The sequence below is a fragment of the Sphingobium naphthae genome (assembly GCF_043589935.1).
GTDB lineage: Bacteria > Pseudomonadota > Alphaproteobacteria > Sphingomonadales > Sphingomonadaceae > Sphingobium > Sphingobium naphthae_A.
On sequence record NZ_CP171454.1, the window covers coordinates 1,080,712 to 1,107,611 of the forward strand.

General features: G+C 66.2%; 25 protein-coding genes and 1 riboswitch. Of the genes, 20 read left to right on the forward strand and 5 right to left on the reverse strand.

The features are described 5' to 3' along the window. From ACGGKE_RS05265 to cobO, 15 genes are all read left to right on the forward strand, one after another. A complete protein-coding gene (locus ACGGKE_RS05265) occupies positions 1 to 1,020 on the forward strand; it encodes an arginine N-succinyltransferase (RefSeq protein ID WP_394440675.1) in 1,020 nt (339 codons plus the stop codon). Next, complete coding sequence (locus tag ACGGKE_RS05270) at positions 1,017 to 2,276, forward strand: N-succinylarginine dihydrolase (protein ID WP_394440677.1); 1,260 nt, start codon at positions 1,017 to 1,019, stop codon at positions 2,274 to 2,276. The genes ACGGKE_RS05265 and ACGGKE_RS05270 overlap by 4 nt, the downstream gene beginning before the upstream one ends. Before the next feature lie 27 nt (positions 2,277 to 2,303). Beyond that, positions 2,304 to 2,519 (forward strand): hypothetical protein, encoded by a 216-nt coding sequence (locus tag ACGGKE_RS05275; RefSeq protein WP_228168120.1) that lies wholly within the window; start codon positions 2,304 to 2,306, stop codon positions 2,517 to 2,519. Between the two features lie 68 nt (positions 2,520 to 2,587). Then, positions 2,588 to 4,051, forward strand: coding sequence for a cobyric acid synthase (locus ACGGKE_RS05280; protein ID WP_394440679.1), 1,464 nt, complete (start codon positions 2,588 to 2,590; stop codon positions 4,049 to 4,051). Positions 4,052 to 4,225: 174 nt separating this feature from the next. Continuing rightward, the gene (locus tag ACGGKE_RS05285) at positions 4,226 to 6,301 is read left to right on the forward strand and encodes a TonB-dependent siderophore receptor (protein ID WP_394440681.1); all 2,076 of its coding nucleotides are present in this window, start codon (positions 4,226 to 4,228) and stop codon (positions 6,299 to 6,301) included. Between the two features lie 21 nt (positions 6,302 to 6,322). Further along, positions 6,323 to 6,955, forward strand: coding sequence for a DUF4198 domain-containing protein (locus ACGGKE_RS05290; RefSeq protein WP_394440683.1), 633 nt, complete (start codon positions 6,323 to 6,325; stop codon positions 6,953 to 6,955). A 94-nt stretch (positions 6,956 to 7,049) separates the two neighbouring features. Then, positions 7,050 to 7,233, forward strand: a riboswitch (cobalamin riboswitch). A 136-nt stretch (positions 7,234 to 7,369) separates the two neighbouring features. After that, positions 7,370 to 9,313: a TonB-dependent receptor plug domain-containing protein gene (locus ACGGKE_RS05295; RefSeq protein ID WP_394440685.1), complete on the forward strand. Its 1,944-nt coding sequence runs from the start codon at positions 7,370 to 7,372 to the stop codon at positions 9,311 to 9,313. 1 nt (position 9,314) lies between these two features. Beyond that, positions 9,315 to 9,713 (forward strand): DUF1636 domain-containing protein, encoded by a 399-nt coding sequence (locus tag ACGGKE_RS05300; protein ID WP_394440687.1) that lies wholly within the window; start codon positions 9,315 to 9,317, stop codon positions 9,711 to 9,713. Then, positions 9,710 to 10,729 (forward strand): nicotinate-nucleotide--dimethylbenzimidazole phosphoribosyltransferase, encoded by a 1,020-nt coding sequence (cobT, locus tag ACGGKE_RS05305; RefSeq protein ID WP_394440689.1) that lies wholly within the window; start codon positions 9,710 to 9,712, stop codon positions 10,727 to 10,729. The genes ACGGKE_RS05300 and cobT overlap by 4 nt, the downstream gene beginning before the upstream one ends. Beyond that, on the forward strand, positions 10,726 to 11,295 hold the full coding sequence (locus tag ACGGKE_RS05310; protein ID WP_394440691.1) for a histidine phosphatase family protein: 570 nt from the start codon (positions 10,726 to 10,728) through the stop codon (positions 11,293 to 11,295). The genes cobT and ACGGKE_RS05310 overlap by 4 nt, the downstream gene beginning before the upstream one ends. After that, positions 11,292 to 12,014, forward strand: a complete 723-nt coding sequence (cobS, locus tag ACGGKE_RS05315; RefSeq protein WP_394440693.1) for an adenosylcobinamide-GDP ribazoletransferase — start codon at positions 11,292 to 11,294, stop codon at positions 12,012 to 12,014. The genes ACGGKE_RS05310 and cobS overlap by 4 nt, the downstream gene beginning before the upstream one ends. Next, the gene (locus ACGGKE_RS05320; protein WP_394440695.1) at positions 12,011 to 12,991 is read left to right on the forward strand and encodes a threonine-phosphate decarboxylase; all 981 of its coding nucleotides are present in this window, start codon (positions 12,011 to 12,013) and stop codon (positions 12,989 to 12,991) included. Before cobS ends, ACGGKE_RS05320 begins: the two co-directional genes overlap by 4 nt. After that, on the forward strand, positions 12,984 to 13,922 hold the full coding sequence (cbiB, locus tag ACGGKE_RS05325) for an adenosylcobinamide-phosphate synthase CbiB (protein ID WP_394440697.1): 939 nt from the start codon (positions 12,984 to 12,986) through the stop codon (positions 13,920 to 13,922). The genes ACGGKE_RS05320 and cbiB overlap by 8 nt, the downstream gene beginning before the upstream one ends. Positions 13,923 to 13,946: 24 nt before the next feature. Beyond that, on the forward strand, positions 13,947 to 14,489 hold the full coding sequence (gene cobU, locus ACGGKE_RS05330) for a bifunctional adenosylcobinamide kinase/adenosylcobinamide-phosphate guanylyltransferase (protein WP_394440699.1): 543 nt from the start codon (positions 13,947 to 13,949) through the stop codon (positions 14,487 to 14,489). A 90-nt stretch (positions 14,490 to 14,579) separates the two neighbouring features. Next, on the forward strand, positions 14,580 to 15,188 hold the full coding sequence (gene cobO / locus ACGGKE_RS05335) for a cob(I)yrinic acid a,c-diamide adenosyltransferase (RefSeq protein ID WP_394440701.1): 609 nt from the start codon (positions 14,580 to 14,582) through the stop codon (positions 15,186 to 15,188). Between the two features lie 47 nt (positions 15,189 to 15,235). On the opposite strand, the gene ACGGKE_RS05340 is transcribed toward cobO, so the two are convergent. Next, positions 15,236 to 16,126 (reverse strand): ABC transporter substrate-binding protein, encoded by an 891-nt coding sequence (locus tag ACGGKE_RS05340; RefSeq protein WP_394440703.1) that lies wholly within the window; start codon positions 16,124 to 16,126, stop codon positions 15,236 to 15,238. 88 nt (positions 16,127 to 16,214) lie between these two features. Between ACGGKE_RS05340 and ACGGKE_RS05345 the strand changes: the two genes are divergently transcribed. Then, positions 16,215 to 17,201, forward strand: a complete 987-nt coding sequence (locus tag ACGGKE_RS05345) for a FecCD family ABC transporter permease (protein WP_394440705.1) — start codon at positions 16,215 to 16,217, stop codon at positions 17,199 to 17,201. Next, positions 17,195 to 17,977 carry an ABC transporter ATP-binding protein gene (locus tag ACGGKE_RS05350; RefSeq protein ID WP_394440707.1) on the forward strand — a complete coding sequence of 261 codons (783 nt, stop codon included), beginning with the start codon at positions 17,195 to 17,197 and terminating at the stop codon, positions 17,975 to 17,977. Before ACGGKE_RS05345 ends, ACGGKE_RS05350 begins: the two co-directional genes overlap by 7 nt. Positions 17,978 to 18,049: 72 nt before the next feature. Here the strand turns inward: ACGGKE_RS05350 and ACGGKE_RS05355 are convergent, their stop codons facing one another. Next, positions 18,050 to 18,346: a BA14K family protein gene (locus ACGGKE_RS05355; protein ID WP_394440709.1), complete on the reverse strand. Its 297-nt coding sequence runs from the start codon at positions 18,344 to 18,346 to the stop codon at positions 18,050 to 18,052. A 187-nt stretch (positions 18,347 to 18,533) separates the two neighbouring features. Between ACGGKE_RS05355 and ACGGKE_RS05360 the strand changes: the two genes are divergently transcribed. Further along, the gene (locus tag ACGGKE_RS05360) at positions 18,534 to 19,760 is read left to right on the forward strand and encodes an NAD(P)/FAD-dependent oxidoreductase (RefSeq protein WP_394440711.1); all 1,227 of its coding nucleotides are present in this window, start codon (positions 18,534 to 18,536) and stop codon (positions 19,758 to 19,760) included. Between the two features lie 90 nt (positions 19,761 to 19,850). Here the strand turns inward: ACGGKE_RS05360 and ACGGKE_RS05365 are convergent, their stop codons facing one another. After that, positions 19,851 to 20,954 (reverse strand): AI-2E family transporter, encoded by a 1,104-nt coding sequence (locus ACGGKE_RS05365; RefSeq protein WP_394440713.1) that lies wholly within the window; start codon positions 20,952 to 20,954, stop codon positions 19,851 to 19,853. 123 nt (positions 20,955 to 21,077) lie between these two features. Between ACGGKE_RS05365 and ACGGKE_RS05370 the strand changes: the two genes are divergently transcribed. Both ACGGKE_RS05370 and ACGGKE_RS05375 read left to right on the forward strand, forming a co-directional pair. After that, positions 21,078 to 21,881: a TrmH family RNA methyltransferase gene (locus tag ACGGKE_RS05370; RefSeq protein WP_394440715.1), complete on the forward strand. Its 804-nt coding sequence runs from the start codon at positions 21,078 to 21,080 to the stop codon at positions 21,879 to 21,881. A 165-nt stretch (positions 21,882 to 22,046) separates the two neighbouring features. Further along, positions 22,047 to 23,321 (forward strand): MFS transporter, encoded by a 1,275-nt coding sequence (locus ACGGKE_RS05375; protein WP_394440717.1) that lies wholly within the window; start codon positions 22,047 to 22,049, stop codon positions 23,319 to 23,321. Here ACGGKE_RS05375 and ACGGKE_RS05380 read toward each other — a convergent pair. Further along, the gene (locus ACGGKE_RS05380; RefSeq protein ID WP_394440719.1) at positions 23,312 to 23,833 is read right to left on the reverse strand and encodes a GNAT family N-acetyltransferase; all 522 of its coding nucleotides are present in this window, start codon (positions 23,831 to 23,833) and stop codon (positions 23,312 to 23,314) included. The two genes, ACGGKE_RS05375 and ACGGKE_RS05380, sit on opposite strands and share 10 nt — an antisense overlap. Before the next feature lie 71 nt (positions 23,834 to 23,904). Then, positions 23,905 to 26,604 carry a TonB-dependent receptor plug domain-containing protein gene (locus ACGGKE_RS05385; RefSeq protein WP_394440721.1) on the reverse strand — a complete coding sequence of 900 codons (2,700 nt, stop codon included), beginning with the start codon at positions 26,602 to 26,604 and terminating at the stop codon, positions 23,905 to 23,907. Positions 26,605 to 26,900 lie beyond the last annotated feature (296 nt).

Sequence of the window (26,900 nt, forward strand, 5' to 3'; positions counted from 1 at the left end):
TTGAGCTTCATCATGCGCATAGCGCGCGCGGACGATTTGCAGACGCTTTATGAAATGGCGAAGCTCACCGGCGGGGGCTTCACCAACCTGCCGCCCGACCGCGCCTCCCTCGCGGCCAAGCTGGAACGGACCGAACAGGCGCTCTCGCGCACCAGCGACGGCATCGAAGACGAACTCATCGTCATGGTGCTGGAAAATGTCGACACCGGGCAAGTGCGCGGCACCTGCCAGATTTTCTCGACCGTCGGCCAGAACTGGCCCTTCTATTCCTATCGCCTGGGCGTGCTGACCCAGCATAGCCGCGAACTCGGCCGCACTTTTCGCGCGCAGATGCTCTCGCTCACCACCGATCTGGAGGGGTCGGTGGAAGTGGGCGGCCTCTTCCTGCACCCGCGCGAGCGCGCCGAAGGGCTTGGCCTGTTGCTGGCGCGCAGCCGCTATCTCTATATCCGCAATCATCGCGCGCGCTTTGGCGACCGGGTGATCGCGGAACTGCGCGGCGTCATCGACGAAGCGGGCGGATCGCCCTTCTGGGACGGCCTCGCCGGCCGTTTCTTCGGCATGAGCTTTCAGGAGGCCGACGAGTTCAACGCGGTCAACGGCAACCAGTTCATCGCCGACCTGATGCCCAAGACGCCGATCTATACCGCGATGCTGACCGACAGCGCGCGTGCCGTCATCGGCCTGCCTCATCCCAATGGCCGTGCGGCGATGCGCATGCTGGAAACCGAAGGGTTCGAAAATGCCGGCTATGTCGATATTTTCGACGGCGGCCCGACGATGATCGGGCAGATCGACCAGTTGAAGACGATCGCCGCCGCGCGCGACGTGACGCTGGCCGCCACCCATGACAGCGGCGGGCAGAAGATGCTGGTCGCCTGCGGTCAGCTGGCGGATTATCGCTGCACCTGGGGCCTGATCCTGGAAAGCGCGGATGGCGCCATCTCGCTCGATGCCGACAGCGCCGCGCGCATCGGCCTGACGATCGGCGACGACTTCACCATGGCGGGACGCGCATGACCATCACCGAAATCAATTTCGACGGGCTGATCGGCCCCAGCCACAATTATGCCGGCCTCAGCCTCGGCAATCTCGCCTCCGCGCGCAACGCCGGCGCCGTGTCGCAACCGCGCGCCGCCGCGCTGCAGGGGCTGGAAAAGATGCGCGGCAACATCCAGTTGGGCCTGCGGCAGGGGCTGTTCCTCCCGCAATGGCGCCCCGACGCCCAATGGCTCGCGCGCCTGGGCACCGATGTCGCCCAGGCAGAGCCGCATATCCGCGCCGCCGCCATGTCGGCTTCCTCCATGTGGGCGGCCAATGCCGCGACGGTATCGCCCGGCGCCGATACACGGGACGGCCGCACGCATCTGACCGTCGCCAACCTCGTCACCATGCCGCATCGCAGCCATGAATGGCCCCAGACGCTGGCCCAGCTGCGCCTCGCCTTCTCCGACGCGCGCGCTTTTGCCGTGCATGATCCCGTGCCGCCGCCCTTTGGCGATGAAGGCGCGGCCAATCATATGCGCCTAAGCGAACGGCACGACCTGCCGGGCGTCGAAATCTTCGTCTACGGCCAGTCGGGCGGGCCCTTCCCCGCGCGCCAGCATGTCGAAGCGAGCAAGGCGGTAGCGCGGCTGCATGGTCTGGACCCGACCCGCTGCCTCTTCGTCCAGCAATCGGAAGAAGCGATCGCCGCCGGCGCCTTTCACAATGATGTGGTCGCCGTCGCCAATGAGCGGGTGCTCTTCATGCACGAACTGGCCTTTGCCGACAAGGAAGGCTTCTACACCGCCCTGCGCGCGGCGCTCCCCTGCGTGGAGATTGTAGAGGTGCCCGCGAGCGCCGTCAGCCTCGCCGACGCCATCCGCAGCTACCTCTTCAACGCGCAGCTCGTCACCCTGCCCGACGGCGTCATGGCGCTGGTGCTGCCGACCGAAGCGCAGGACACGCCGGCGGTCTGGACGTGGCTGCAGCAGATGGTGGGGGGCAATGGCCCGATCCGCCGCCTTATCCCGGTCGATGTGCGCCAATCCATGGCCAATGGCGGCGGCCCCGCCTGCCTGCGCCTGCGCGTCGTCGCTGATCCGGCCACGATCGACCCCCGCTTCCTGCTCGACGAGCGCAAGCTGGACGACATCGCCGGCATCGTCGCCCGCTATTGGCCAGAAGAGATCGCGCCCGACGATCTGGGCGACACCAGGCTGATCGCGCGGATCGAGCAATCATGGTTAACGCTTGTTGACCATCTTCAGCTTTCGGGCGATCTACTTCCCTGACGGGGGCGGCAACCCGAAGGGACGATGATGAAACGGATCAAGGGCCTCTTCACGATCAAGACCAAGTTTGAGGGTTTTCTGGTCATCTACGCGCTTGCCCTGGGCGCGACCGAGCGCGGCGTCGTCTATATGCACCAATATCCCGGCGTCGGCGGCCAGTTGCTCGCCCTCGCCTGTTCGGGCGCGGTCTTCATGGCGGGCGGCAAGATCATCGACGCGCTGGAATATCAGCGCGGCGCCTGATCGGCCGCGCCTGCCCCGTCCTTACCCCCGCCCTTGCCCTTGCCCCGGCGGCGAGGCAAGAGAACCCCATGGGCGCCATCATGCTTCAGGGAACCGGCTCGGACGTCGGCAAGTCGGTTCTGGTCGCGGGCCTGTGCCGCGCCCTGACGCGGCGAGGCTATCGGGTCCGCCCCTTCAAGCCGCAGAATATGTCGAACAATGCGGCCGTCACCGCCGATGGCGGAGAGATCGGCCGGGCCCAGGCGCTGCAGGCGATCGCTTGCGGCGTGGCGCCGCATACCGACATGAACCCGGTACTGCTCAAGCCCCAGGCCGATCGCACGTCGCAGCTCATCGTCCATGGCCAGGTGCGCGGTACGCTGGGGTCGGGCAATTTCCGCGCCGCGCGCGGCCAGTTGCTCGACGCCGTGCTGGACAGCTATGATCGCTTGAGCGGCCAATGCGACATCGTGGTGGTGGAAGGCGCTGGCTCCCCGGCGGAAATCAACCTGCGCGCCGGCGACATCGCCAATATGGGCTTCGCGCGCGCGGCAAACGTCCCCGTCATCCTGGTCGGCGACATCGACCGGGGCGGCGTCATCGCCGCGGTGGTCGGCACCCGCACCGTCATCGATCCGCAGGATGCGGCAATGATCCGCGGTTTCCTCATCAACAAGTTCCGCGGCGATCCGGCCCTGTTCGCGGACGGCTATCGCCAGATCGAGCAGCTGTCGGGCTGGCGCGGCTTCGGAGTCGTGCCCTGGCTCGGTGCCGCAGCGCGCCTGCCCAGCGAGGACGCCGTAGTGCTGGAACGCCGCGCTCCTTCCGCTGACGCCCCGCTCGTCATCGCCTGCCCGGTGCTGCCGCGTATCTCCAATTTCGACGATCTCGATCCGCTGAAGCTCGAACCCACAGTCGATCTGCGGATGATCGGACCCGGCCAGCCCATTCCCGGCGACGCCGCGCTGGTCGTTCTGCCGGGGTCAAAGGCGACGATCGCCGACATGCGGGCAATGCAGGATCAGGGGTGGGACATCGACATCCGCGCGCACCACCGGCGCGGCGGCGCTGTGCTGGGGCTGTGCGGCGGCTATCAGATGCTCGGCCGCACCATTTGCGATCCTGAAGGGGTAGAAGGGCCGCCCGGCGCGATCGACGGGCTTGGGCTGCTCGACGTCGATACCGTGCTGGCGGGCGCGAAGACTTTGGAGCAGGTGCGGGGCCACGCGCTGGCCGCCGATTTCACGGGCTATGAAATGCATATGGGCCGCACCGACGGACCGGATTGCACTTGCCCGTTCGCCAGGATCGGCGCCAGAATCGGCGACCGTCCCGATGGCGCGATCAGCCGTGATGGGCGCGTGATGGGCAGCTATGTGCATGGGCTGCTCGCCAGCACGCCCCTGCGCGAAGCCTTGTTGCGACAGATCGGGGGCGTATCGGCTAGGGCGGATTATGACCGGACGGTCGAAGAGGCGCTGGACGAGATCGCCGCCTTGCTGGAAAGCCACTGTGACGTCGACGCCATGATCGCGCTCGCCGCCCGCGCCTGAGCGCCCCGCTTCGTCTGAAAGCCGGGCCTCGTCCCGATACTATATGGTAGGTTCCAGCGCGGGCGGCTGGCCCCTATGAGCCCAGAAGCCTCTCAAAGGCCCTGCCTTCTCCCGCTATTGAATTACAATCTCATTAGCTGTATCGCGCCGGCAAATCACAGAACAGGGGAATATATGCGTTTTCACCGTTTGTCTGCGCTCGCGACGGTCGCCTTGGGAGCGCTTGCAGCGCCAGCCTGGGCCGCGGAGGAGGCGCCGCCGGTCGGCTCGATGGATGATAGCGACGTCATCCTGGTCACCGCCACGCAATATGCCGGCACGAAGACCGAAACGCCGATCATCGAGACGCCCCAGCCGATCACCGTCATCAGTGCCGAGCGCTATCTTTCGCAAGGCGCCATCAGCATCAGCGACACAGTCAAATATGCCGCTGGCGTGCTTGCCAATCCCTATGGTCGGGACACGCGGGTCGATGGCTTCAACGTGCGCGGCCTCGACGCCTTGCAGTTCCGCGACGGCATGCGCGATATCTTCTCCTACTACGCGTCCATCACATCCGACCCTTATAATTTCTCCCGCGTCGAAATCCTGCGCGGCCCCGCGTCCGTTCTGTTCGGCCAAGGCTCCATCGGCGGCCTCGTCAACCTCGTTAGCAAGACGCCCGACTTCACCACGCGGGGTGAAGTCAACCTCGTCTATGGCAGCTATGACCGCAAGGAAGTGCTTGGCGACGTCAATGTCGCACTGGCGGACAATCTCGCCGTGCGCCTCGTCGGCCGCGCTCGTGATGCCGACACCTTCATCGACCATGTCCCCGATGACCGGGTGATGCTGGCGCCTTCGATCCGCTGGCAACCGACCCCCGATACCGACGTCACGCTGACCGGCCTCTATCAGGAGGATGATACCGGTTCGACCTCGCAGTTCCTGCCCATTGTGGGCACCTTCAAGCCCAATACCGTCGCCGGCGAGCAACTGGATCGCTACACCTTCGTCGGCAAGGCCGGGTGGGACCGTTATGCGGGGCGTTCCCTGCAGGGTGGCGGTTCGATCACCCATAATTTTTCCGATGCCGTCCGGCTGAGCCTCAAGGCCCGGTACATCGACAGCGACCTGGAATATAATACCCATTATGCGGACAGCTATACCAATCCGCAGGACCCCTTCTCCGTCTATGGCACGGACGGCCGCACCATCGGCCTGACTGCGGATGCCAGCGACGCCCGGATGAACGTCTTTTCGACCGACAACAATCTGCTGTTCACGTTCAATACGGGCGCGAATATCGAGCACAAGCTTCTGGTCGGCATCGACTATAGCTGGAACAAGGTCGCCAAGCGCTATGACGGCGGACGTGAGATCGTCGATCTGTACGACATAGATTATGATGCCCTGGCGACCTATGATCCGACCGGCGCCTTCACGACCGAGAGCCAGAAGCAGCTCGGCATCTATGTCCAGGATCAGGTCCGCTTCTACGACCGCGTCTCCATCGTGCTCGGCGCCCGTCGCGACCGGGTGACCGGATCTTCCGGTCAGAAGGATCATGCGACGACGTTCCGCGCGGGCATCATTGGAGAAATCGGCGCCGGGCTCTCACCCTTCTTCAGCTACACGGAAAGCTTCCTCCCGGTGGCCGGCCGCATCGACAATGGCGATGGCAGCTTCGGCGATCCCTATACCCCCCAGACCGGCACGCAATATGAAGCAGGCGTGAAATGGCAGCTGGGTGCTCACACGCTCATCACGGCGACCGCCTTCAAGATCAAGGAGCGCAACCGCATCCTCTATCTCGCCGCGGGCGGCACGACGCAATCGGGCGAACTCAACACCAAGGGTTTCGAGATCGAGGCCAACCACACCCTCCCCGGCAACGTCGAACTGCTGGCCAATTACGGCTATACCAAGCTCAAGTCGGAAACGAACACGAACCTCGATTACATGCCTCGTCACACGGCATCGCTGTGGTCGACCAAGACTTTCGGTCTTGCGGACGAGGCGCAGCTCCGCCTGGGCGGCGGCGTCGTCTATAGTGGCAAGAGCGTGTCGACCAGTTCGGTCTGGTCGATCGTCACGCCGTCGCGCACGACCGTCGATGCGCTGGCCGAAATCAACTGGAACAGCTGGCGTTTCGCGCTCAATGCGACCAACCTGCTCAACAATCAATATTATGCGTCCTGCCTGGCCCGCGGCGACTGCTTCATCGGCGCGCCGCGCAACGTGATGGGCACGATCGGCTTCCGCTTCTGAGCGATGATGAGGAGAGAGAAGATGAAGACATTCCCGCTCGCGCTGCTGGCGCTCTTCGGCCTGACCGCCACTGCTCAGGCGCATGAAATCTGGGTCGAGCGCGACGGCGCCGGCCCCGCCCGCATCTATCTGGGTGAGCCCGGCGACACCCTGCCCGAAGGCGGCGACCCGGAGTTCGAGAAGCTGAAATCGCCCAGGCTGGTCCCCGCCGCGCAGGCAGCCCAGGTCCGCAAGGCCGGCTATATCGAGGTCGCTGCGCCCGCCGGGGACGTTCGCGTGACGGATGACAGCGTGTTCGAACCCTGGGGTGAAGACGGCAAGAAGCAGGGCGTCATCTACTATGCCCGCGCGGGGCGTGCCGACACGAAGGCGGTGCTGCCGCTCGAAATCGTGCCCACCGCGCCAGGTGCGGACAGCTTCACCCTGATCCGCGATGGCAAGCCGGTGCCCGCTGCCAAAATCCTGGCCATTTCACCCGACAAATGGTCGAAGAGCTTCACCACCGATGCACAGGGCCGCGTGGTGCTGCCGATCAACGCCAAGGGCCGCTACATCCTCAGCGCGACTCAGGAAGAGACCGGCAGCCTGACGCTGCGCGGCGCGCCGGTGGCCACCATCTATCACATGACGACGACCAGCTTCATGAACGACTGACACGCGCAAGCCCTTCGCGGCCGCCGCGAAGGGCTCCCAGACGGGCCGGCACAAATCGCCCGGGCGTGATTGACCGCCCCATGACATTCGATGTAACGGCCGCGACGCGACAGGTTCCCCGGAGACGGGGATGAAGATGGGAACGGGTACAACCCGGCTGCCCCTGCAACTGTATGCGGTGAGCCATCGGCCCTATGCCATTGGGACTCGTCCCGAGAAGGCGGCCGACCGGCGCTGATCCGCAAGCCAGGAGACCTGCCTGTCGCCGTCGTCTTTCGCGCGGACAGGGTGAGCCGGGCGGACGGGGGTAAACCCGCATGACGACAGGGAGCGCCGCGCTTTGCGCGGGCGATGTCGCGTGCCTTCCGGCCGGCATCGTCCGCGTGCGCGCGGCACAAGTCATAAGGGGTTACCATGTCGAGCCTGTTGCTCAGAAATTCCACCGCGCTCATCGCACTGTGCCTGTCCTTCCCCGCGCTTGCGCAGGAACCGCCCGAGTCCGACGCCCAAAGCGGCATCATCGTCACCGCCACGCGCGCACCGACGCCGCTGGAGCAAATTCCCGCATCCATCACCGTTCTGGACAAGGCGGCCATCGATCGCGCGCAGGACATCGGCGTGACCGAATTGCTGCTCCGCACGCCCGGCATCAGCATTTCACGCAACGGCGGCTATGGCACGGCGACGTCGCTGCGCATTCGCGGCGCGGAAACGGACCAGACCGTCGTCGTCATCGACGGGGTGAAGCTCAACGATCCCTCCTCCACCGGCGGCGGCTATAATTTCGCCAATCTGCTGATCGGCGATGCCGAACGAATCGAGCTGCTGCGCGGTCCGCAGTCCACGCTCTGGGGCAGCCAGGCGATCGGCGGCGTCGTCAACATCGTCACCGCCCAGCCGGACGCCTCGCTGGAGGGAAGCTTCGACATCGAAGGCGGATCGCGCGACACCGTCAGCGCCCGCGCCGCGCTGGGCGGCGTGTCCGGTCCGCTCAGCTGGCGCATCGGCGGCCAGTCCTTCACGACCGACGGCATTTCCGCCATCGCGCCGGCCTTTGGCGGCGGCGAAGCGGATGGCTATACCAACCGCAATGTCGCCGGTCGCGCCGAACTGGCGCTGAGCGCCAACGCCAGCATCGACCTGCGCGGCTATTATTCCACGGGTCGCGTCGAAATCGACGGCTTCAGCGGCGACGCGCCGGACTATAGCCATAACCGCGAATTTGTCGGCTATGCCGGCCTCAACTTCGCGCTGCTCGACGGGCGCCTGCGCAACCGGATCGCGTATAATTACACCGACACCGATCGCGACAGCTACAGCCCCGAACTGGAACAGCCGCTCAGCTTCGAGGCCGCGGGCAAGAACCGCCGATTCGAATATCAGGGCATCTTCGAACTGACGGATCGGATTTCCGCGACCTTCGGCGCGGAAAATGAGCGTTCGCGCTTCAAGAGCCGCTCGCCCTCGGGATCGCTGGCCGATCCCCTGCCCGACTTCATCACCGGCAAGGCCGAAATCACCAGCCTCTATGGCCAGGTGACTGTCCGCCCGCTCGACGGGCTGACGCTGAATGGCGGCGTGCGCCACGACGATCATAATCGCTATGGCGGCCGCACTCTCTTCTCGGCCGGCGGCATCTGGGAACTGCCCAGCCGCACCACGCTGCGCGCCAGCTATGGCGAGGGCTTCAAGGCGCCATCCCTCTATCAGCTGTTCAGCGAATATGGGAATGTGAACCTCGACCCCGAGCGCGCGCATGGCTGGGAAGCCGGCGTCCAGCAGGCGTTGTTCGGTCAGGCCTTCACGATCGGCGCGACCTATTTCGAGCGCACCACCACAGGCCAGATCATTTATAACAGCTGCTCGTTCGACAGCACCGATCCTTTGTGCGTGATGCCCGGCACGGACACGCCGCGCTGGGGCTATTATCTGAACGTGGCTCGCGCCGAGGCGCACGGGATCGAGGCGGACGCCGCGTTAAAGCTCGGCGGTCTGACGCTCGACGGCAATTATAGCTGGACAGTGGCGGAGGATCGCTCCGCCGGTGCCGCGACGGAAGGCAATTGGCTGCCGCGCCGCCCGCGCCACATGGCCAATGGCTCGATTTCCTATGACTTCGATTTCGGCCTGACCCTGGGGTCGGCGGTGCGCTGGTCGGGCAAGAGCTATGACAATGCGGCGAACACGACACGTCTGGGCGATTATACCCTGGTCGATCTGCGCGCCGAATATGCCCTGAGCGACAGCCTGCGCCTGTTCGCCCGGGCGGAGAATGTCTTCGACGAATCCTACATGACCGCCTATCGCTACGGCACATTGGGCCGCAGCATCTATGCGGGCATCAGGGGTCGTTTCTGACATGCTGAACCCGGTCGATCCTGGCCCCGCCGTGGTGGCGTGCAGCACATGCCGCCGCCCGGGGCAGGATCCGACAGGGCCACGGGACGGCGCACGCCTGATCGCGGTGCTGGAGCGGGTCCAGGCCAGCGATCCGGCCTATGCGGGCATCGCCGTCCAGGCGATGCCCTGCCTCTTCGCCTGCGGAGAAGGCTGCGCCGTCCATCTGCGCGCGCCGGGCAAGATCGGCTATGTGCTCGGCCGCTTCGAACCTGACGAGGCCGCAGCCCGTGCGATCCTCGACTATGCGGTGCATCATGCCGCCAGCGCGGAAGGCCGCGTGCCCTTTTCCGATTGGCCGCAGGGGGTGAAAGGCCGTTTCATCGTCCGCGTCCCTCCGGCGGGATATGTCACCCAATGATCAGCGTCTTTCCGTCCGTCACTGCCTTCGACGCCGCCCTGTCCGACCTGCCGGGTCCCGACCGGGCAGCCCAGGACGCGGCCGCGGCGCGGCAGGCGCAGCTGACCAAGCCCGCCGGGTCGCTCGGTCGGCTTGAGGACATCGCCATCTTCATGGCGGGGTGGCAAGGGCGTGCGCGACCTTGCCTTGACCAGGGTCGCGCGATCATCTTCGCCGGCAATCATGGCGTCACCGCCCAGGGCGTCAGCGCCTTTCCGGCCAGCGTCACTGCCCAGATGGTCGCGAATTTTCAGGCGGGCGGCGCGGCCATCAACGCGCTGAGCGGCGCGGCCGGGATCGACCTGCGCGTCGTGCCGATCGACCTCGACCGGCCGACCGACGACTTCAGCGTCATGCCGGCGATGAGCGCCGAGGATTGCCTGGCGGCGCTCAATATCGGCGCGGGGCAGATCGAACCGGGGCTGGACCTGATTGTCCTGGGTGAAATGGGGATCGGCAATTCGACCGCCGCGGCAGCTTTGTGCGCGCGCAGCTTCGGCGAAAGCGCGGCCGCCTGGGCAGGTCCGGGGACCGGCGTGCATGGCGACGGGCTTGCCCACAAGATCGCCGTCATCGATCGCGCGCTGGCGCTGCATCGCGACGCCCCGCTCTCCCCGTTCGAGACGCTGCGCCATGTCGGCGGGCGCGAGATCGCGGCCATTGCCGGCGCAGTGCTGCGCGCCCGCCAACTGGGCGTACCGGTGGTGCTGGACGGCTTCATCTGCTGTGCCGCGCTTGCCCCTCTGGCCGCCCACTATCCCGGGATCATAGATCATTGCATCGCCGGCCATGTCTCGGCCGAACCCGGCCATGCCCGCCTGCTCGCCCGGCTGAAGCTCGATCCGCTGCTGTCGCTGGGCATGCGCCTGGGCGAAGGAAGCGGCGCGGCGGTCGCAACCGGCGTCATCCGCGCAGCGCTGGCGGCCCATGACGGGATGGCGACCTTCGCGGAAGCATCCGTTTCGACATCGAAATGAACTCCTTCCCTCTCCATCTGCTGCGCCACGGCGCGCCGACCACCCCGGGCCTGATGCTGGGGCATACCGACATGGCGCCGACGCCGGAAGGGATCGATCAGTGCCTTCGCCAGGTTCGCGCGCTGGCCATTGAGCAGCTGATCGCGTCCCATCTTCAGCGCAGCTGCACGGCCGCCCAAGCGATCGGCGTCGATCATGATCTGACGCCGACGCTCGATCCCCGCTGGCGAGAACTGAATTTCGGCGAGTGGGATGGCCAGGCGCCGGCCGATATCGATCCCGCCGCGCTGGACCGCTTCTGGGCCGATCCCGACGCCAGCCCGCCGCCGGGCGGAGAGCCATGGTCGGGCCTCACCGCCCGCGTCGCCGCGGCGCTCGCCGAACTGACGCCGCGTCCGACGCTGGTCGTGACTCATGCCGGCCCGATGCGCGCGGCGCTGCATCTGCTGTGCGGCTTCGACATCGCCCAGCTCTGGAGCTTCGACCTCCCTTATGGTTCGCTGCTCTCCCTGCGTGTCTGGCCCGGCCCCAGGGCCGTGGCGCAGATCTCGGAGTTGCGCCAATGAAGCGGCTGATCCTCGCCATCCAGTTCATGACGCGCCTGCCGATGCCGTCCGTCGCCGCCGATGCCGAGGATTTCGCCGCGTCGATCCGCTGGTTTCCCGTCACGGGATTGATCGTCGGGGCGCTGGTGTCGGGCGCGGCGTTGGCGGGGACGGTGGTTGACGACTGGGCAGGCGCGCTTGCCGCGCTCACCGCCTGGATCGGCGTAACGGTGGCGCTTCATCTCGACGGGCTGGCGGACGTGGCGGATGCAGCCGGCGCGGCGCACAAGGACCAGGCGCGACTGCTGGCCGTGCTGCACGATCCGCATATCGGCAGCTTCGGTGTTGTCGCGATCGGCCTGCAATTGATCGCCAAGCTGGTGCTCCTCCATGCCCTGGTGGAACGGGACGCGCTGCTCGCGATCGCGCTGATCCCCTTCGCCGCCCGCATCGCTCCGCTGGGCTGGGCGCGCTGGCTGCCGCCGCTGCATGACGGGCTCGGCGCGCGCTTCCGCCATGCCGTGCGTCCGATCGACCTTGGCGCATGGGCGCTGGCATTGATGGCAGCCGCCTTGTTCCTGTCGCCTTCGCTGTCGGTCTTGCCCTTCGTCGCGCTGCTCTGGGCGCTCTGGCTCAAACGCCGGATCGGCGGCATTTCGGGCGACGGTCATGGCGCCGGAATCGAAATCAGCGAGACCGCCCTGCTGATCGCCGCCATCCTCTGGACCCTCCTCCGATGACCGAGGCCTGGCTATGGCATGGCGGCGCACTCGACGCGGCGCGGCAGCGGTTCGGGGGATGCGAGAGGCTGTGGATCGACCTGTCGACCGGCATCAACCCTGCCCCCTGGCCGGGTGCGGCCACCATGGCCATAGACTGGCGACGCCTGCCCGAAACGTCTGCGCTCGCGCAGCTCGAAATCGCTGCCGCCGCGCATTTCGGCGCCGACCCGCGCCATGTCTGCGCCGTCCCGGGCACGGAGGTCGGGATGCGAGTGGTTGGCCGGATCATGGGCGGTCCAGCCAGATATGTCGCGCCTTCCTATCGCACCCATGGCGAGATGATCGTTGGGAGCCAGCCGATCGCCTGGGACGACGCGATGGAAACGGACGGCACGCTGATCCTCGCCAACCCCAATAATCCGGATGGACGCTGCCTCGATCGCGCGACCTTGCAGGCCCTGCTGGCGCGGCGCGGCTCCAGCGGCAGGCTGCTGATCGACGAAGCCTTCGCCGACACTGATCCTGCACAGAGCCTGGCCGACGCTGTCAGCGACGAGGCGCGGCTGCTGATCTTCCGCTCCTTCGGCAAGTTTTTCGGATTAGCGGGCCTGCGCCTCGGCTTCGTCATCGGTCCGTCGCAGATCATCGCGCCCCTGCGGCGGCTGCTCGGCGCGTGGCCGCTCTCGGCCGCGGCACTGGCGATCGGCACGCCAGCCTATCGTGATCGCGCCTGGATCAGGCAGACGCGGCAGGAACTGAAGGCGAAAGCCGCAATGCTGGACGACTGCCTTCAGCGCCATGGCTATCAACCCCGCGGCGCATGCCCGCTTTTCCGCCTCATCCAAACGGACGACGCGCAGGCGCTGTTCGAACGACTTGGCAGGCAGGCGATCCTGACCCGCCCCTTCGCCGATCAGCCGCGCTGGTTGCGCATCGGCCTGCCCGCCGACCGGGCGGCATTGGACCGGCTGGATGCCGCGCTCGGCCATGGCTGACCTCACCGCCATCGCTGCGCTCGCCCTGGATGGAGCGATCGGCTGGCCGCGCGGTCTGTATCGCCGCGTCGGCCATCCCGTCGGCCTGTTTGCCTGGCTGATCGCGCGGTGCGAAGCCGCCTGGAACCGCCCCGATCATGGCTTCTGGATCCGACGCGTGCTTGGCGTGCTGACCCTGATGCTGCTCCTGTTCGTCACCATTGCCGCTGCGGTCGCGCTGCAATGGGGGACGGAGGCATTGCTCGGCCGCGCCGCCTGGATCGGCCTAGCCGTCCTTGCCTGGCCCGCGCTTGCCCAGCGCAGCCTGTTCGATCATGTCCGTCCCATCGCGACGGCGCTGGACGCCGGCGATCTGCCCGCCGCGCGGGAGGCCGTGAGCGCGATCGTCGGCCGCGATACGGCGCGGCTCGACGAAGCGGGCGTTGCGCGCGCCGCGATCGAGAGCCTGGCGGAAAGCCTGTGCGACGGCGTGGTAGCGCCGCTTTTCTGGCTGGCGCTGCTAGGGCTTCCTGGCGTCTGGGCCTATAAGGCGGTGAATACGGCCGACAGCCTGATTGGCCATTATGAGCCGCGGTGGCGCGCGTTTGGATGGGCGGCGGCGCGGCTGGACGATGCGCTGAACCTCGCGCCTGCGCGCCTGTCCGGCCTGCTGCTCTGCCTGGCGGGCGGCGGCGGTTGGCGCGTGCTCAGGCGCGACGCGGGCAACCATGCCTCGCCCAATGCCGGCTGGCCCGAAGCGGCGATGGCGGGCGCATTGCGCCTACGGCTAGCCGGGCCCATCGCCTATGACGGCGTGCGCCACGACAAGCCATGGATCGGCGCGGAAGGCCGTAACGCACGCGCGCATGACGTCGCTCGCGCGCTGCGACTCTACCTGCGTGCCTGCCTGCTGCTCTGGCTGGCGACCGGCGCAGCGATCTGGGCCATGTGACATGCAGATGAGGGATCGGCAGATATGAGCAGCCATCGACTTCTGGTGCTGGGCGGCGCGCGATCGGGCAAGAGCCGCTACGCTCAGAAACGAGCGGAAGCGAGCACCGGCGCACCGGTTTTCATCGCCACGGCGGACGCCTTCGACGATGAAATGCGCGCGCGCATCGCCCGCCATCGCGCCGACCGGGACGCGCGATGGGCCTGTTTGGAAGCGCCGGTGGCGCTGCCGCAAGCGATCGAGGCGTCGAGCGGCCAGGGCAAGGTGGTGCTCGTCGACTGCCTGACGCTCTGGCTGTCCAACCTGATGCTGGCGGACGAGGATGTCGATGCCGCCGGCGATGCCCTGGCGCGCGCAGTCGCGGGGTTCGACGGCGCGCTGATCCTGGTGGCGAACGAAGTCGGATGGGGCATCGTCCCCGACAATGGCCTCGCCCGCCGGTTCCGCGACGAGGCCGGTCGGATCAACCAGGCGATCGCGGCGATCTGCGACGAGGTGGTGCTGGTGGCCGCCGGCCTGCCGCTCGCGCTCAAGAGGCCGGGCCACCCGGTCGACAGCCATGAATGACGCGATGAAGGGCGGAGCGATGGCAGCGGCCATCCACAGACACCCACCACGCGCGCACTGGACGCTTGTCCACCGGAAGGGAGCTTGATCATGGTCGAACGCACGGACGAACAACATTCCCAGAAGATGAAGAAGCGACAGGCTGCCCAAGCGAAGATCGTGGCGTCGAAGACGCTGGAGAAGGGGCTGGTCATCGTCCATACCGGCGCCGGCAAGGGCAAGACGACCGCCGCGCTGGGCATGGCCATCCGCGCGATCGGCCATGGCAAAAAGGTCGGCATCGTGCAGTTCGTGAAGGGCGCGATGGCCACCGGCGAAAAAGCGGTGTTCGATCGTTTTGCCGACCTGGTCGAATTTCTGCCGATGGGTGACGGCTTCACCTGGGACACCCAGGATCGCGCGCAGGACACAGCCTCGACGCGGCGGGCGTGGGATGAGGTCAAGCGCATGATCGCCGACCCATCCTATGCCATGGTGGTGGCGGATGAGCTCAACATCGTCCTGCGTTACGACTATCTGCCGCTGAGCGACGTGCTGGAAGCGCTGGCGGCCAAGCCTGCGATGACCCATGTCGTCATCACCGGACGCAACGCGCCCGACGGGCTGATTGCGGTGGCCGACCTCGTGACGGAGATGGGCCTCGTCAAGCACCCGTTCCGCGAACAGGGGGTGAAGGCGCAAGCTGGGGTCGAGTTTTGACCCCTTTCCGGCTTTTCGCCTTGAGGATCGCTGCCGCCTGCGGCCCTTCAACTGGTTCCGGCCGCCAATCTCCGGGCGGGCGCGGCGCGCAACTGGTCCGCGAGGCTCCGGGCGGCGCGGACATAGGCCGGCCCGCCGCATACGGTCCAGGCCTGCGGCAGGGGAAGGCGCTTGATGTCCCGAAGCATCGGGTGGTGGAGCATTTCCGTCCCCTGATCCATGACGCGCTCGGCCGCGCTCTCCACGATCAGATAGTCGGGCTGCGCGACCATCAGTTCTTCCAGGCTCAACTGCGACAAGGCCGGCTTTCCGATCCGGCCCGCCAGATTGACGAGGCCCACCCGCCTCATCAGGTCATCGACCAGCGTGCCGGTGCCCGTCAGATAGCCGCGCCGCTGATAATAGGCCGCAACGCCCGCGTCCTGCCGGCGCGGAATCGCCGCAAGGTCGCGATCCATGCGGGCGATCAGCGCTTCGCCTCGCTCGGGATGCCCCACAGCCTGCGCGATCACCCGGACCTGCGCGACGATATCGGCGTAGCTGTTGGCCAGGGTGACGTCGACGGAGCGATAATGGTCACCCGACAGAGCCGCCATCACGCCACCACGACGCGCGGGCATGCCAAGGATGAGATCGGGGTTGATCGCCAATATTTCTTCGGCGGACCCTTTCAGCAGTCGCAGACCCTTCGCCTGCTCGGCTGCCGCCGACATGTCGGGGTCTATGGCGTTGCGGGTCAGGCCGGCAATCTGATCCCTGTCGGCGAGCGCCAGCAGATATTGGTCCGCGCACAGATTGAGCGACACGATCCGTTGCGGCGCCTTGGTCGATGGCGGTGCCGCGACCGCCACGGGCTTGCCGGCCGGCCATTCGATCGCGATCCCAGCGGCGCACAGCGCCGCGCCCAACGCCAGCCCAGTCAGCAACAGCCTTTTCATGAGCCTCTCCATAGCGGCGTCATGACCAGACACAAGCATTCGACCCAAGATGTGGAGCGCGATGTCCATGCCCGTCCTTCCGCCTGATATGCGACACCCCGCGCTGCTGCCAGGTCTCGCCGTCACCCTGTTGGTTGCGTCCACCCTGTCGCTGGCGATCGGCGCGGTGCCGATAGACCCCGCTCGCCTACTCGCCGCAGCGACGGGCCATGGCGACCGCATCACCACAGCGATCCTGTTCGACCTTCGCTTGCCCCGCGCGGTGCTGGGGATCGCGATTGGCGGGATGCTGGGGCTGGCGGGCGCCGTGCTGCAGGGCTATCTGCGCAATCCGCTCGCCGAGCCGGCCGTGCTGGGCGCGTCCAACGCCGCCGCGCTGGGAGCGGTCGGCGCGCTCTACTTCGGCCTGTCGGAACTGCATGCGCTCGCGCTGCCGGTCCTGGCTGTCCTGATGGGCGTGATCGCGCTGGTCGCGCTCTTCGCGCTTGCCGGCCACTCGGAAAGCCCCTTGAGCCTGATCCTCGCGGGCATCGCGATTTCGACCCTCGCCGGCGCAGGGATCAGCCTGGCGCTCAACCTTTCGCCCAACCCCTTCGCCGGGATGGAGATCACGACCTGGCTGCTGGGCTCGATCGAAAACCGGTCGATCGACCATGTCTGGATCGCCCTGCCCTGCATCGTGATCGGCGTCATCCTCCTGCTGGTCGACGGCCGTGCGCTCGATGCGCTCAGCCTTGGCGAAGACGGCGCGCAGGCGCTGGGCGTCGACCTCACGCGCACGCGGGTGCGACTCCTGCTCGGCGTAGGCATCGGCGTGGGCGGCGCGGTCGCCGTTTCGGGTGCGATCGGCTTCATCGGCCTGATCGTCCCCCATCTGGTTCGCCCCCTGACGGATCGAAGCCCGTCCGCGCTGCTCCTGCCCTCGCTGCTCGCGGGCGCGGCGCTGCTGACCCTCTCCGACGTCGCCGTCCGGCTCATCCCGACGCAAAGCGAGTTGAAGCTCGGCGTCGTGACGGCATTCCTGGGCGTGCCCGTCTTCCTTGTGCATCTCTTGCGGGAGCGCCGGCTATGGTGACCCTTTCCCTCGACAATGTCAGCGTCAATCTGGGCCGGCGGCCCGTCCTGAACGCCATTACGGCAAATCTTGCCCCCGGCGAATTGATCGGGATCGTGGGTCCCAATGGCGCGGGCAAGTCCACGCTGGTGCGGTCTCTTCTGGGCCTGCTGCGCCCAGTGAGCGGCACCGTCGCGCTCGACGGGCAAGGCGTTGCGGACATGGCGCGTCGCCAGGTTGCGCGGGCCATTGCCTATCTGCCGCAGGGACAGACGCTGCACTGGCCGCTTTCCGTGGAGCGCCTGGTCGCGCTTGGCCGCTTGCCGCATCTTGGCCCCATGTCCCGTATCACAGCCGCGGATTACGCTGTGATAGAGGATGCGATGGCGCGGGCCGAAGTCCTGGGTCTGCGCGATCGGATCGCGACCGAGTTATCGGGTGGCGAACGGGCGCGCGTCCTGCTCGCCCGCGCCCTGGCTGTGGAAGCGCCTGGTCTGATCGCAGACGAGCCGCTGGCCTCGCTGGACCCGGGGCATCAGATCGACGTGCTGGAACTGCTCGCGCGTGAAGCGCAGGCGGGGCGCATGGTCGTCGCTGTCCTGCACGATCTTACCATGGCCGCGCGCTATTGCGATCGCCTGCTGCTGCTCAACGGCGGCCGGCTGGTCGCGGACGGCAAGCCGCTGGACGTGCTGACGCCCGAACGCCTGCGGTCGGTCTATGGCATCACCGCGCACATCGAGGACGCCGGCGGATGGCTGTCCATCGTGCCGCTGCGGCGGGACAGATCAGCATGAAGAGGGACGCGCACATCATCGAGCGGCGCTAACGGTAGAGCTCAGGCAATCGCCGTCAGCGCCGCAGTTTACTTACAGCGTGCAGCGCAGCCGGCGCTTGCCGGTATTATAGGTGTCGGTGCGGATGTCGTAGCTGCGATAGCGGGCGCGGCAGGCGGCCTGGTGTCGGCTCAAGCCCTTGCTGGCGCTTGACTTGACCGGCGCCTTCGACTTGGCCGCGGCCTTGACCGGCGCCTTGGGCTTGGGCTGGGCCTGCGCCTGCGTGCGGCCGTGGCTGTCATGGCCCTGCTGCGGAGCGGCGGCGGCAGGCGTGACGGCGGCACCAACCAGAGCGGCGACCGCGATCGGGAGGAGCGAACGAGACATCATGATTTTGGCCTTTCGAATAAGGGTTTATGTCAGGCGCCCCCGCCTGCCAGCGGCTGTGGGGGCCGGATTTTGCAACCAGATTTCCCGTTTGTTTCAGAGCCGCAGCCCATGTCGCGACTGGGCGCTTGCATGACGCTGCAATTCGCGCAATCAGCCAGCCGACCGGGGCAAAGAGGATGACAGGCGAATGAGCTATTATGACGTTCTGATCGTGGGCGCGGGCCATGCCGGGGCGCAGGCGGCGATCACGCTGCGGCAGCTGGGCTTCGAAGGCTCGGTCGGCATGATCGGGGACGAGAAGGACCCGCCCTATGAACGCCCGCCCCTGTCGAAGGAATATTTCGCCGGCGACAAGAGCTTCGAGCGCATCCTGATCCGCCCCGCCGCCTTCTGGACGGAGCGCAATGTCGACCTGCTGCTGGGCAAGCGCGTCAAGAGCGTCGATCCGTCCGGCAAGTTCGTGACCGTGGGCGACAGGGAAATCGGCTATGACAAGCTGATCTGGTGCACCGGCGGCGCGCCGCGCATGCTCACCTGCAATGGCGCCGACGCCGGCAATGTCCACGCCGTGCGCCGCCGCGCCGATGTCGACGCGATGATGGCGAAGCTGGACAGCATCAGCCATGTCACCATCGTGGGCGGCGGCTATATCGGGCTGGAGGCCGCCGCGGTCCTCACCAAGTTCGGCAAGCAGGTGGTGCTGCTCGAAGCGCTCGACCGGGTGCTGGCGCGCGTCGCGGGCGAGGAACTGTCCCGCTTCTACGAGGCGGAGCATCGCGCCCATGGCGTCGACCTGCGCACCAACGCCAAGATGGACTGTATCGAAGTGCAGGATGGCAAGGCGACCGCGGTGCTGATGGCGGATGGCGATCGCATCGCGACCGACATGGTCATCGTAGGCATCGGCATCGTGCCGGAAACCGGCCCGCTGATCGCGGCGGGCGCGGTCGGCGGCAATGGCGTCGACGTCGACGAATATTGCCGCACGTCGCTGCCCGACATCTATGCCGTGGGCGATTGCGCCGCCCACGCCAACCGCTTCGCCGGCGGCGCGACGATGCGGCTGGAGTCGGTGCAGAACGCCAATGACCAAGCCAAGACCGCCGTCGCTCACATCATGGGCAAGGAAGCGCCCTATGACGCCGTGCCCTGGTTCTGGTCGAACCAATATGATCTCAAGCTCCAGACGGTCGGCCTCTCGACCGGCTTTGACCAGACGGTGCTGCGCGGCGACCCGGCCAGCCGCAGCTTTTCGGTCGTGTATCTGAAGGATGGCAAGGTGATCGCGCTCGACTGCGTCAACGCGGTCAAGGATTATGTCCAGGGCCGCGCCCATATTCTGTCCGGCGCGACGCTCGATGTGGCGCAACTCGCCGATGCCAGCGTGCCGCTGAAGGAAGTGGGGCTGGCCTGAGGTCAGCTCCTGCCGATGAAGGCGACGCCCAGCTGCGAGCACGATTGCAGCCTAGGGCGTTGTCGTCGCCTGCAGAGGTAGGACAAGGGATCAGTCCTGTTCACCTTCCGCCTCGGCGACGCCGCGCATGCGCGTGAAGATGTTCCAGGTCGCGATGAACAAGGCCGCGATCACCGGGCCGATGACGATGCCGTTGAAGCCGAACAATTCGATCCCGCCCAGCGTGGAGATCAGCACGACATAGTCGGGGATGCGCGTGTCGCGGCCGACCAGGATCGGGCGCAGCACATTGTCAACCGATCCGATCACCAGCGCGCCGCAAACGACCAGCACCACCCCTTGCCACACCGCGCCGGTGGCGAAGAGATAGATGGAAACGGGCACCCACACGATCGCGGTGCCGATCGCGGGCAACAGGGAAAAGGCGCCCATCAGCACGCCCCACAGCAGCGCGCCCTGAATGCCCAGCGCCCAGAAGACCAGCCCGCCGATCAGCCCCTGGACGATGGCGACGACGATGCTGCCCTTGATCGTCGCGCGCGTCACGACCACGAACTGCGCGATCAGCGCGGTGCGCTGGCCCGCGCGCAGCGGCGCGGCGGCCGCCACCCGGCGCGCCAGCCAGTCGCCGTCGCGCAGCAGGAAGAAGGCGAGGTAGAGCATGACGCCCAGCGCCACGAAGAAGCTGAAGGCGCTCTGGCCGATTTCGAAGGCTTGGGCCGCGAGCGTGCGGAAACTGCTGGTCAGGCCGCGCGTCACCATTTCCTGCGCGGCATAGAAATTGGTGATGCCCAGCCGCCGGATATAGGGGCGCAGCCAGTCGGGCAGGGCGGCGATGACATCGTAGAACAGGCGCGCGAAATTGATCTCGCCCGACTGGACCTTGCCGTAGAAATAGGCTGCTTCCTGCAACAGCGCGGCGCCCAGGACGAAGGCCGGGACGATCACCACCAACAGGATCAGCAGAAGCGTCAACAGAGCGGCCGCGTTGGTCCGCCGCGGCATCGTCGCCAAAATGGCCTTGTGCACCGGCGCGAATACGATGGCGACGATCACGCCCCAAAGGATCGCGGCGAAGAAGGGTTCGATCACCAGCGCGAAGGCGACCGACACCAGCAGCACGAAGCCCAGGAAGAACCCATCCTCCAGCTTGGACGAGACATGGAGCGGCGGCGGATCGGAATCAGCGGTCATGCCGCATCCTTGGCAAAATCCGTCGGCCAAATCCATCGCGCTGCGCGGCGCGCCCCTGTCCTTTTGCGCCGGCCCCGGCTAAGGAAGCCGCTTCCTTCGGTTCAACAGGGGCATGGCGGTAGAGTGGCACGCGAAATCACCGGATTTTCCAACCCGCTGGTGAAGCGCGTCCGCTCCTTGCGGGAAAAGAAATATCGCAAGGCCGAAGGGCTGTTCCTGGCCGAAGGGCTGCGCATCCTGACCGAAGCGCGCGAGGAAGGCGTGCTACCCGAAATGCTGTTTCACGCCGGCTCCACTCATCCGCTCGCGCTCGACCTGATCGACGCGATCGAGGCGGCGGGCGGCGACGTCATCGAAACCACGCCCGACATCCTGTCCAAGATCAGCGGCAAGGACAATGCGCAGGCGGTGGTCGGCGTCTATCGCGACCGGCTGACCCCGCTGGCCGCGCTCGACCGGACACGGGCCGACATCTGGATCGTCGCCCAGTCGCTGCGCGATCCCGGCAATCTGGGCACCATATTGCGCACCGGCGACGCGGTGGGCGCGGGCGGCCTCATCCTGATCGACGATTGCGTCGATCCCTTCTCGGTCGAATCGGTGCGCGCCAGCATGGGCGCGCTCTTCACCCAGTCGATCACCCAGGCGCGCTGGGAGGAGTTTCTTCCCTGGCTGCGCAGCGGGTCGGGCGAACTCATCGGCACCAGTCTGAAGGCGACCCAGGATTATCAGCAGCCGCGCTACCGGAGCCCCAGCTTCCTGCTGGTCGGCAACGAAGCGCAGGGCTTGCCCGCCGATTATGAAGCGCAATGCGACCTGCTGGTGAAGATGCCGATGCGCGGCAAGGCCGACAGCCTCAACGCCGCCGTCGCGACCGCGGTCATGGCCTATGAACTGCTGAACCAGAAGCGGCGCGACATGGGATGACCAGCCATCCTCCCCTGGAAGGGGAGGTGGCAGGCGCGAAGCGCCTGACGGAGGGGTGTCCCGCCATCGACAGGGCGACGCCCCTCCACCGGCTTTGCCGCTCCCCCTCCCCTTACAGGGGAGGATCGCACGAGACGGCGGAATGACATAGGGGAATGACGGGCAATGACGGGAACCAACGGGATCGGCGAAATGTGGCGGCACAAGCGCGTGCTGGCCGCCAGCCTGATCGGCACGGCGGTCGAATTCTACGACTTCTACATCTACGCCACCGCCGCCAGCCTGATCTTCCCGGCGCTCTTCTTCCCCGCCTCCTCGCCCACCGCGCAGCTCATGGCCTCCTATGGCAGCCTCGCCCTCGCCTTCTTCGCCCGGCCGCTGGGTGCCGCGGTATTCGGCCATTATGGCGACCGCGTCGGGCGCAAGGCGACGCTGGTCACATCGCTGATGCTGATGGGTGGCTGCACGCTCGCCATCGGCTTCCTGCCGACCCATGCGCAGATCGGCTGGTGGGCGCCGCTCATCCTGTGCCTGCTGCGCTTCGGCCAGGGCCTTGGCCTGGGCGGCGAATGGGGCGGCGCGGCGCTGCTGGCGGTGGAAAACGCCCCGCCGGGCTGGCGCGCGCGGTTCGGCATGTTCCCGCAACTGGGCGCGCCTGTCGGCTTCATCGCCGCCAACGGCCTCTTCCTGATCCTGGGCATGGTGCTGACGGAGACCGATTTCTTCGCCTGGGGCTGGCGACTGCCCTTCCTGGGCAGCGCAGTGCTCGTGTTCCTGGGCCTCTGGGTGCGCCTGAAACTGACCGAAACGCCGGAGTTCGCCGCCGCCCAAGCCAAAGCGCCGCCGCCCGCCCTGCCGCTCGCCACGTTGCTGCGCGATCATCTGGGCGCGGCCATCGCCGGCACCTTCGCGGTCGTCGCCTGCTTCGCGGTCTATTATATCGCCACCGCCTTCGCGCTCGGTTACGGCACGACCACGCTGGGGATTGATCGGGGCATATTCCTGGCGCTGCAGCTGGGCGCGATCCTGTTCATGGCGCTCAGCATCGTCCTTGCCGGCTGGTGGTCCGACAAGAGCAGCCCGACGCGCGTGCTCGCCTGGGGCTGCGCGGGGACGGCGGCCATGGGCCTCATCTTCGGGCCGATGATCGGCACCGGCGCACTGCTGCCGGTTTTTGCGATCCTGGCGCTCGCCCTGTTCCTGATGGGCTTCATCTACGGGCCGCTCGGCGCCTATCTGCCCGCGCTCTTCCCGATCCAGCTGCGCTACACCGGCGCATCCTTCGCCTTCAACCTGGGCGGCATCATCGGCGGGGCGCTGGCGCCGATCGTCGCCACCTGGCTGATCGCGGTGCAGGGCGTGGCGCTGGTCGGCCTCTACATGTCGGCGGCCGCAGCGATCAGTCTTCTTGGCCTGTGGTGGACCAGCCGCTACCCGTAAATGACCTTGCGCATCAGCATCAAGGGTACGCCATGATCCTGGAACGGGCGGACATCGACGAAGCCGAAGCGGCGATAGAGCGGGGCGCCGGCCATGGTTGCGGACAGCTCCAGCGCGCTGAAGCCCTCCGCTCGCGCCGCCGCCTCGCATAGCGACAGGATCAGCGTCCCCACGCCTTTGCGCACATGATCGGGATGAGTGTACATCGCCCGCACCTTCGCCGCCTCCCGCCCGGGGTCGAGCAGCCGGTCATCCCGCCCCGCGCTATGGTCGCCGCCATAGGGCGTCGCGCGCCGGCTCCATCCGCCGCAGCCGGCGATCCGGCCCGCCGCCTCGACCAGGAAGTAGGTGCCGTCCGCAATCAGCCGGCGGTCGATCCCCATGAAAGCGCGGCTCGCCCGCACCTGTTCGGGCGACAGGAAGGGCGCTTGCAACTGCTCGATCGCCAGCGTCATGACAGCCGACAGCGCCGCCTCGTCGTCCGGCCGCGCTAGCCTATGGGTCAGGGACATGGGCCTATCCTGCACCGAAACGGCCGGTCCGCCAAGGGACCGGCCGCCTTCGAGACATGGTGTCGGCGGGTTCAGAATTTGAACCCGACCTTGCCGTACCAGAAGCCGCCGTTGAAGCCGAAGGGCGACACGTCGGGATAGATATCCCCGGTGAACCGCCCGCCGGTGGAGGCATAGACCGGGCCCAGCCCACCCGGCCGATTGTCGAACTTGTCGGGATAGTTGCTGAAGATATTCTGCGCACCTGCGGTCAGCGTGATATTGTCGTTGATGTCATAGCTGACTTCCAGGTCGAACACGAACTCGCTGCCGAAGGTCTGCGACACCGGGCCGTCATCCGTGACCGTATATTTGCCGTACCAGTTCATGCGCCCCAGCACCGATAGCGGACCCGCCGTCCAATTCTCCGTCAGGATGACGCGAGTCTTGGGCAGCGTCTTTTCCAGCTGCGCCACGCGCACATCCGACACGATGTCGGGATCGCGCGCGATGACCTTGGTCTTGTTCCAGTTGAAGGCCAAGGTTGAGTTGAGCACGCCCAGGTCGCCGATCGGCATCCGGTAGCTGCCGACCACGTCGATGCCCTGGGTGCGGGTATCGAACGCGTTGGTCAGGAACTGGACCTCGTTCACCGTCGCATAATTGGCCAGTCCCAGCTCCCGCAGCGTCGGCCGCTGGTCATCGGAGATGACGAAGGTGCCCGACGTGCCGATCCGGTCCTTCACCTTGATGTTGTAATAGTCGATCGTCAGCGTCGTGCCCGGCGCGGGAGTGAAGACCGTGCCGAGCGAGAAGCTGACCGATTCCTCGGGCTTGAGCGCTTCGGCGCCCAGATAGGCGGCAACCGGGCTGGTGACTGGCAGCGTCATATATTCGATCGCGTTGGGATTGCCGGGATTGAAGCCGGTGGCGATGCTGCTGGTGTTGACCTGCCCCGGGGTCGGCGCGCGGAAGCCCGTCGCGACCGTGCCGCGCAGCGCGATCACGTCCGGAACGATCGCATAGCGAGCCGAGAATTTGCCTGTGGTCGAATTGCCGAAGTCGGACAGATGCTCGTAGCGGCCGGCGATGCCGAAGGACAGCTGATCGGTGATGTCGCCTTCGATGTCGATATAGACGCCCTTGGAATTGCGGCTGCTTTCGCCGGCGATCGCCGGGCCGTAGCCCGGAAAGCCATTGGCGCCGACCGGCAGCGCCACCGACAGCTGGGTGCACGTATCCGGGCTCAGCGGATCATAGACCATGTTGGTGCAGACCGGCGTGCCATCCTGGTGGAAGACCAGATTGCCGGTGTATGGCCCGATCGCGTAGGAGGCCGGATCGCCCAGGCCCAGTTCGTAGGATTCGCGGAAATATTGCCCGCCAAAGGCGATCGTCACCGGGCTGGCGAAGCCGACTTCCCAGGGATAGCTGAAGTCCGCGTTGATCAGCGTTTCGCGCTGTTCCAGCTTGCCGAGGTAGAATTCGGTCGGCGATTCAATGCCCAGCGACGGGTTCATCGTGCCGTTCATCGTATATTTCAGCGTCGACTGGCCGTAGCTGCCCGAAATATCGTAGTTCAGGCCGAAGCCGAACGTGCCCTTATACCCCACGGTGCCGGAAATATCGTCGATCTTGCCGAAGAAGATCGGCGTGAAGCCGCCCGGATAGATGCAGCTCCAATTCTGCACCAGAGGGTCGGAACAGTCGGCCACCTGCGTATAGTCGCGCGTCACATATTCATAGTCGTTGGGCGCATAGACATTGCCGCCCGCCGCGCCGGTCTGGATCCCGGGCAAGGTGTTGTCGAAATCGGTGAAATAGTCGCGGAAGATGCCGTTGAGACCGAAGCTGTTGCCTTCGATGTCGGTGCCCGCCGTGTCCACCGACTGACGATAGTTGAAGCTTTCCTCCTGGAAGCTGTGGCCATAATTGCCAAAGAAATAGACCTCGCTCTCACCCAGGTCGAAGCCGCCATTGACGAAGAAGCGGTAGGATTCCAGTTCGGGATTTCCGTAGCGCTGCGCCAGCGCCGGCACGCCGATGTCGGGCTGCTCCATGCGCAGCAACGCCGCGCCCGCGCGAGTCACGCCACGGCTGGTCTTGCCCGCATTCACATATTCGCCACTGATGTTGATGAAGCCGCTGTCGCCCAGCTTGAAGCCGCCATTGAGTGCGACCTGATAATCCTCGCCGTCGCCGCGATAATATTGGCCGTAGCGGGCATAGCCCGAAAGGCCGTCCGTGTCGTTACGCAGCGTCATGTTGATGACGCCCGCGATCGCGTCCGAACCATATTGGGCCGACGCGCCGTCGCGCAGCACTTCGACCGCGCGCACCGCGATCGCCGGGATCTGCGCCAGGTCAGCGGAATGCGCGCCGGCGGACTGGGCATTGGCGCCGATCTGGACCAGCGCGGATCGATGCATGCGCTTGCCATTGACCAGCACCAGCGTCTGGTCGGGCGCAAGGCCGCGCAGGTTGGGCGGACGCACGAAGGACGAGCCATCGCCGATGGCGTAGCGCGCGACTGTGAAGGAGGGGACCAGATTCTGGAGCACCTGGTTCATGTCGGCCACGCCCTGCTTCTGCAATTCCTGGCCCGAATAGACGTCGATGGGCGTGGGCGATTCCGCGACCGTACGGTCGGTGCGGCGGGTTCCGGTGACGATGATGGTTTGCCCCGGCGCGGCTGCTATATCTTGCGGCACCTCTTCCTGAGCAAGAACAGGCAAGGAATAGATAAGCGCAACGGCGATGGCGCTGCGGGAGATCAGACCCCGATACTTCATTCAAAGCCCCCTATGTCTCTTTTTGCAGAGGCCTTTTCGAACATGCTCCCCTATGGTCTTCCTTGATTTTCCACGGATGCAGGAAGGCGCTTCCAAAATCGCGATGATTTCGGATCAGTCATTCCTTGCAACATTTGGAAACGAGAGGCTGGCACAAATCCACTATGTGCGGAATGGCCCTTGTTTCGCCGACGGAATTTCTTTTGCAGCCGCGAAGACAAACAGAAGCAAGATGATTGTCAAATCATTGCAACATAAAGAAAAAGGCGGCGACCACGGGGGTCACCGCCTGTTCC

Excerpts from the sequence above, each read along its gene's own strand:
- ACGGKE_RS05270 (WP_394440677.1), top strand. The coding sequence starts at position 1,017 with ATGACCATCACCGAAATCAATTTCGACGGGCTGATCGGCCCCAGCCAC.
- ACGGKE_RS05275 (WP_228168120.1), top strand. The coding sequence starts at position 2,304 with ATGAAACGGATCAAGGGCCTCTTCACGATCAAGACCAAGTTTGAGGGT.
- ACGGKE_RS05280 (WP_394440679.1), top strand. The coding sequence starts at position 2,588 with ATGGGCGCCATCATGCTTCAGGGAACCGGCTCGGACGTCGGCAAGTCG.
- ACGGKE_RS05285 (WP_394440681.1), top strand. The coding sequence starts at position 4,226 with ATGCGTTTTCACCGTTTGTCTGCGCTCGCGACGGTCGCCTTGGGAGCG.
- ACGGKE_RS05290 (WP_394440683.1), top strand. The coding sequence starts at position 6,323 with ATGAAGACATTCCCGCTCGCGCTGCTGGCGCTCTTCGGCCTGACCGCC.
- ACGGKE_RS05295 (WP_394440685.1), top strand. The coding sequence starts at position 7,370 with ATGTCGAGCCTGTTGCTCAGAAATTCCACCGCGCTCATCGCACTGTGC.
- ACGGKE_RS05300 (WP_394440687.1), top strand. The coding sequence starts at position 9,315 with ATGCTGAACCCGGTCGATCCTGGCCCCGCCGTGGTGGCGTGCAGCACA.
- cobT (WP_394440689.1), top strand. The coding sequence starts at position 9,710 with ATGATCAGCGTCTTTCCGTCCGTCACTGCCTTCGACGCCGCCCTGTCC.
- ACGGKE_RS05310 (WP_394440691.1), top strand. The coding sequence starts at position 10,726 with ATGAACTCCTTCCCTCTCCATCTGCTGCGCCACGGCGCGCCGACCACC.
- cobS (WP_394440693.1), top strand. The coding sequence starts at position 11,292 with ATGAAGCGGCTGATCCTCGCCATCCAGTTCATGACGCGCCTGCCGATG.
- ACGGKE_RS05320 (WP_394440695.1), top strand. The coding sequence starts at position 12,011 with ATGACCGAGGCCTGGCTATGGCATGGCGGCGCACTCGACGCGGCGCGG.
- cbiB (WP_394440697.1), top strand. The coding sequence starts at position 12,984 with ATGGCTGACCTCACCGCCATCGCTGCGCTCGCCCTGGATGGAGCGATC.
- cobU (WP_394440699.1), top strand. The coding sequence starts at position 13,947 with ATGAGCAGCCATCGACTTCTGGTGCTGGGCGGCGCGCGATCGGGCAAG.
- cobO (WP_394440701.1), top strand. The coding sequence starts at position 14,580 with ATGGTCGAACGCACGGACGAACAACATTCCCAGAAGATGAAGAAGCGA.
- ACGGKE_RS05340 (WP_394440703.1), bottom strand. The coding sequence starts at position 16,126 with ATGAAAAGGCTGTTGCTGACTGGGCTGGCGTTGGGCGCGGCGCTGTGC.
- ACGGKE_RS05345 (WP_394440705.1), top strand. The coding sequence starts at position 16,215 with ATGCGACACCCCGCGCTGCTGCCAGGTCTCGCCGTCACCCTGTTGGTT.
- ACGGKE_RS05350 (WP_394440707.1), top strand. The coding sequence starts at position 17,195 with ATGGTGACCCTTTCCCTCGACAATGTCAGCGTCAATCTGGGCCGGCGG.
- ACGGKE_RS05355 (WP_394440709.1), bottom strand. The coding sequence starts at position 18,346 with ATGATGTCTCGTTCGCTCCTCCCGATCGCGGTCGCCGCTCTGGTTGGT.
- ACGGKE_RS05360 (WP_394440711.1), top strand. The coding sequence starts at position 18,534 with ATGAGCTATTATGACGTTCTGATCGTGGGCGCGGGCCATGCCGGGGCG.
- ACGGKE_RS05365 (WP_394440713.1), bottom strand. The coding sequence starts at position 20,954 with ATGACCGCTGATTCCGATCCGCCGCCGCTCCATGTCTCGTCCAAGCTG.
- ACGGKE_RS05375 (WP_394440717.1), top strand. The coding sequence starts at position 22,047 with ATGACGGGAACCAACGGGATCGGCGAAATGTGGCGGCACAAGCGCGTG.
- ACGGKE_RS05380 (WP_394440719.1), bottom strand. The coding sequence starts at position 23,833 with ATGTCCCTGACCCATAGGCTAGCGCGGCCGGACGACGAGGCGGCGCTG.
- ACGGKE_RS05385 (WP_394440721.1), bottom strand. The coding sequence starts at position 26,604 with ATGAAGTATCGGGGTCTGATCTCCCGCAGCGCCATCGCCGTTGCGCTT.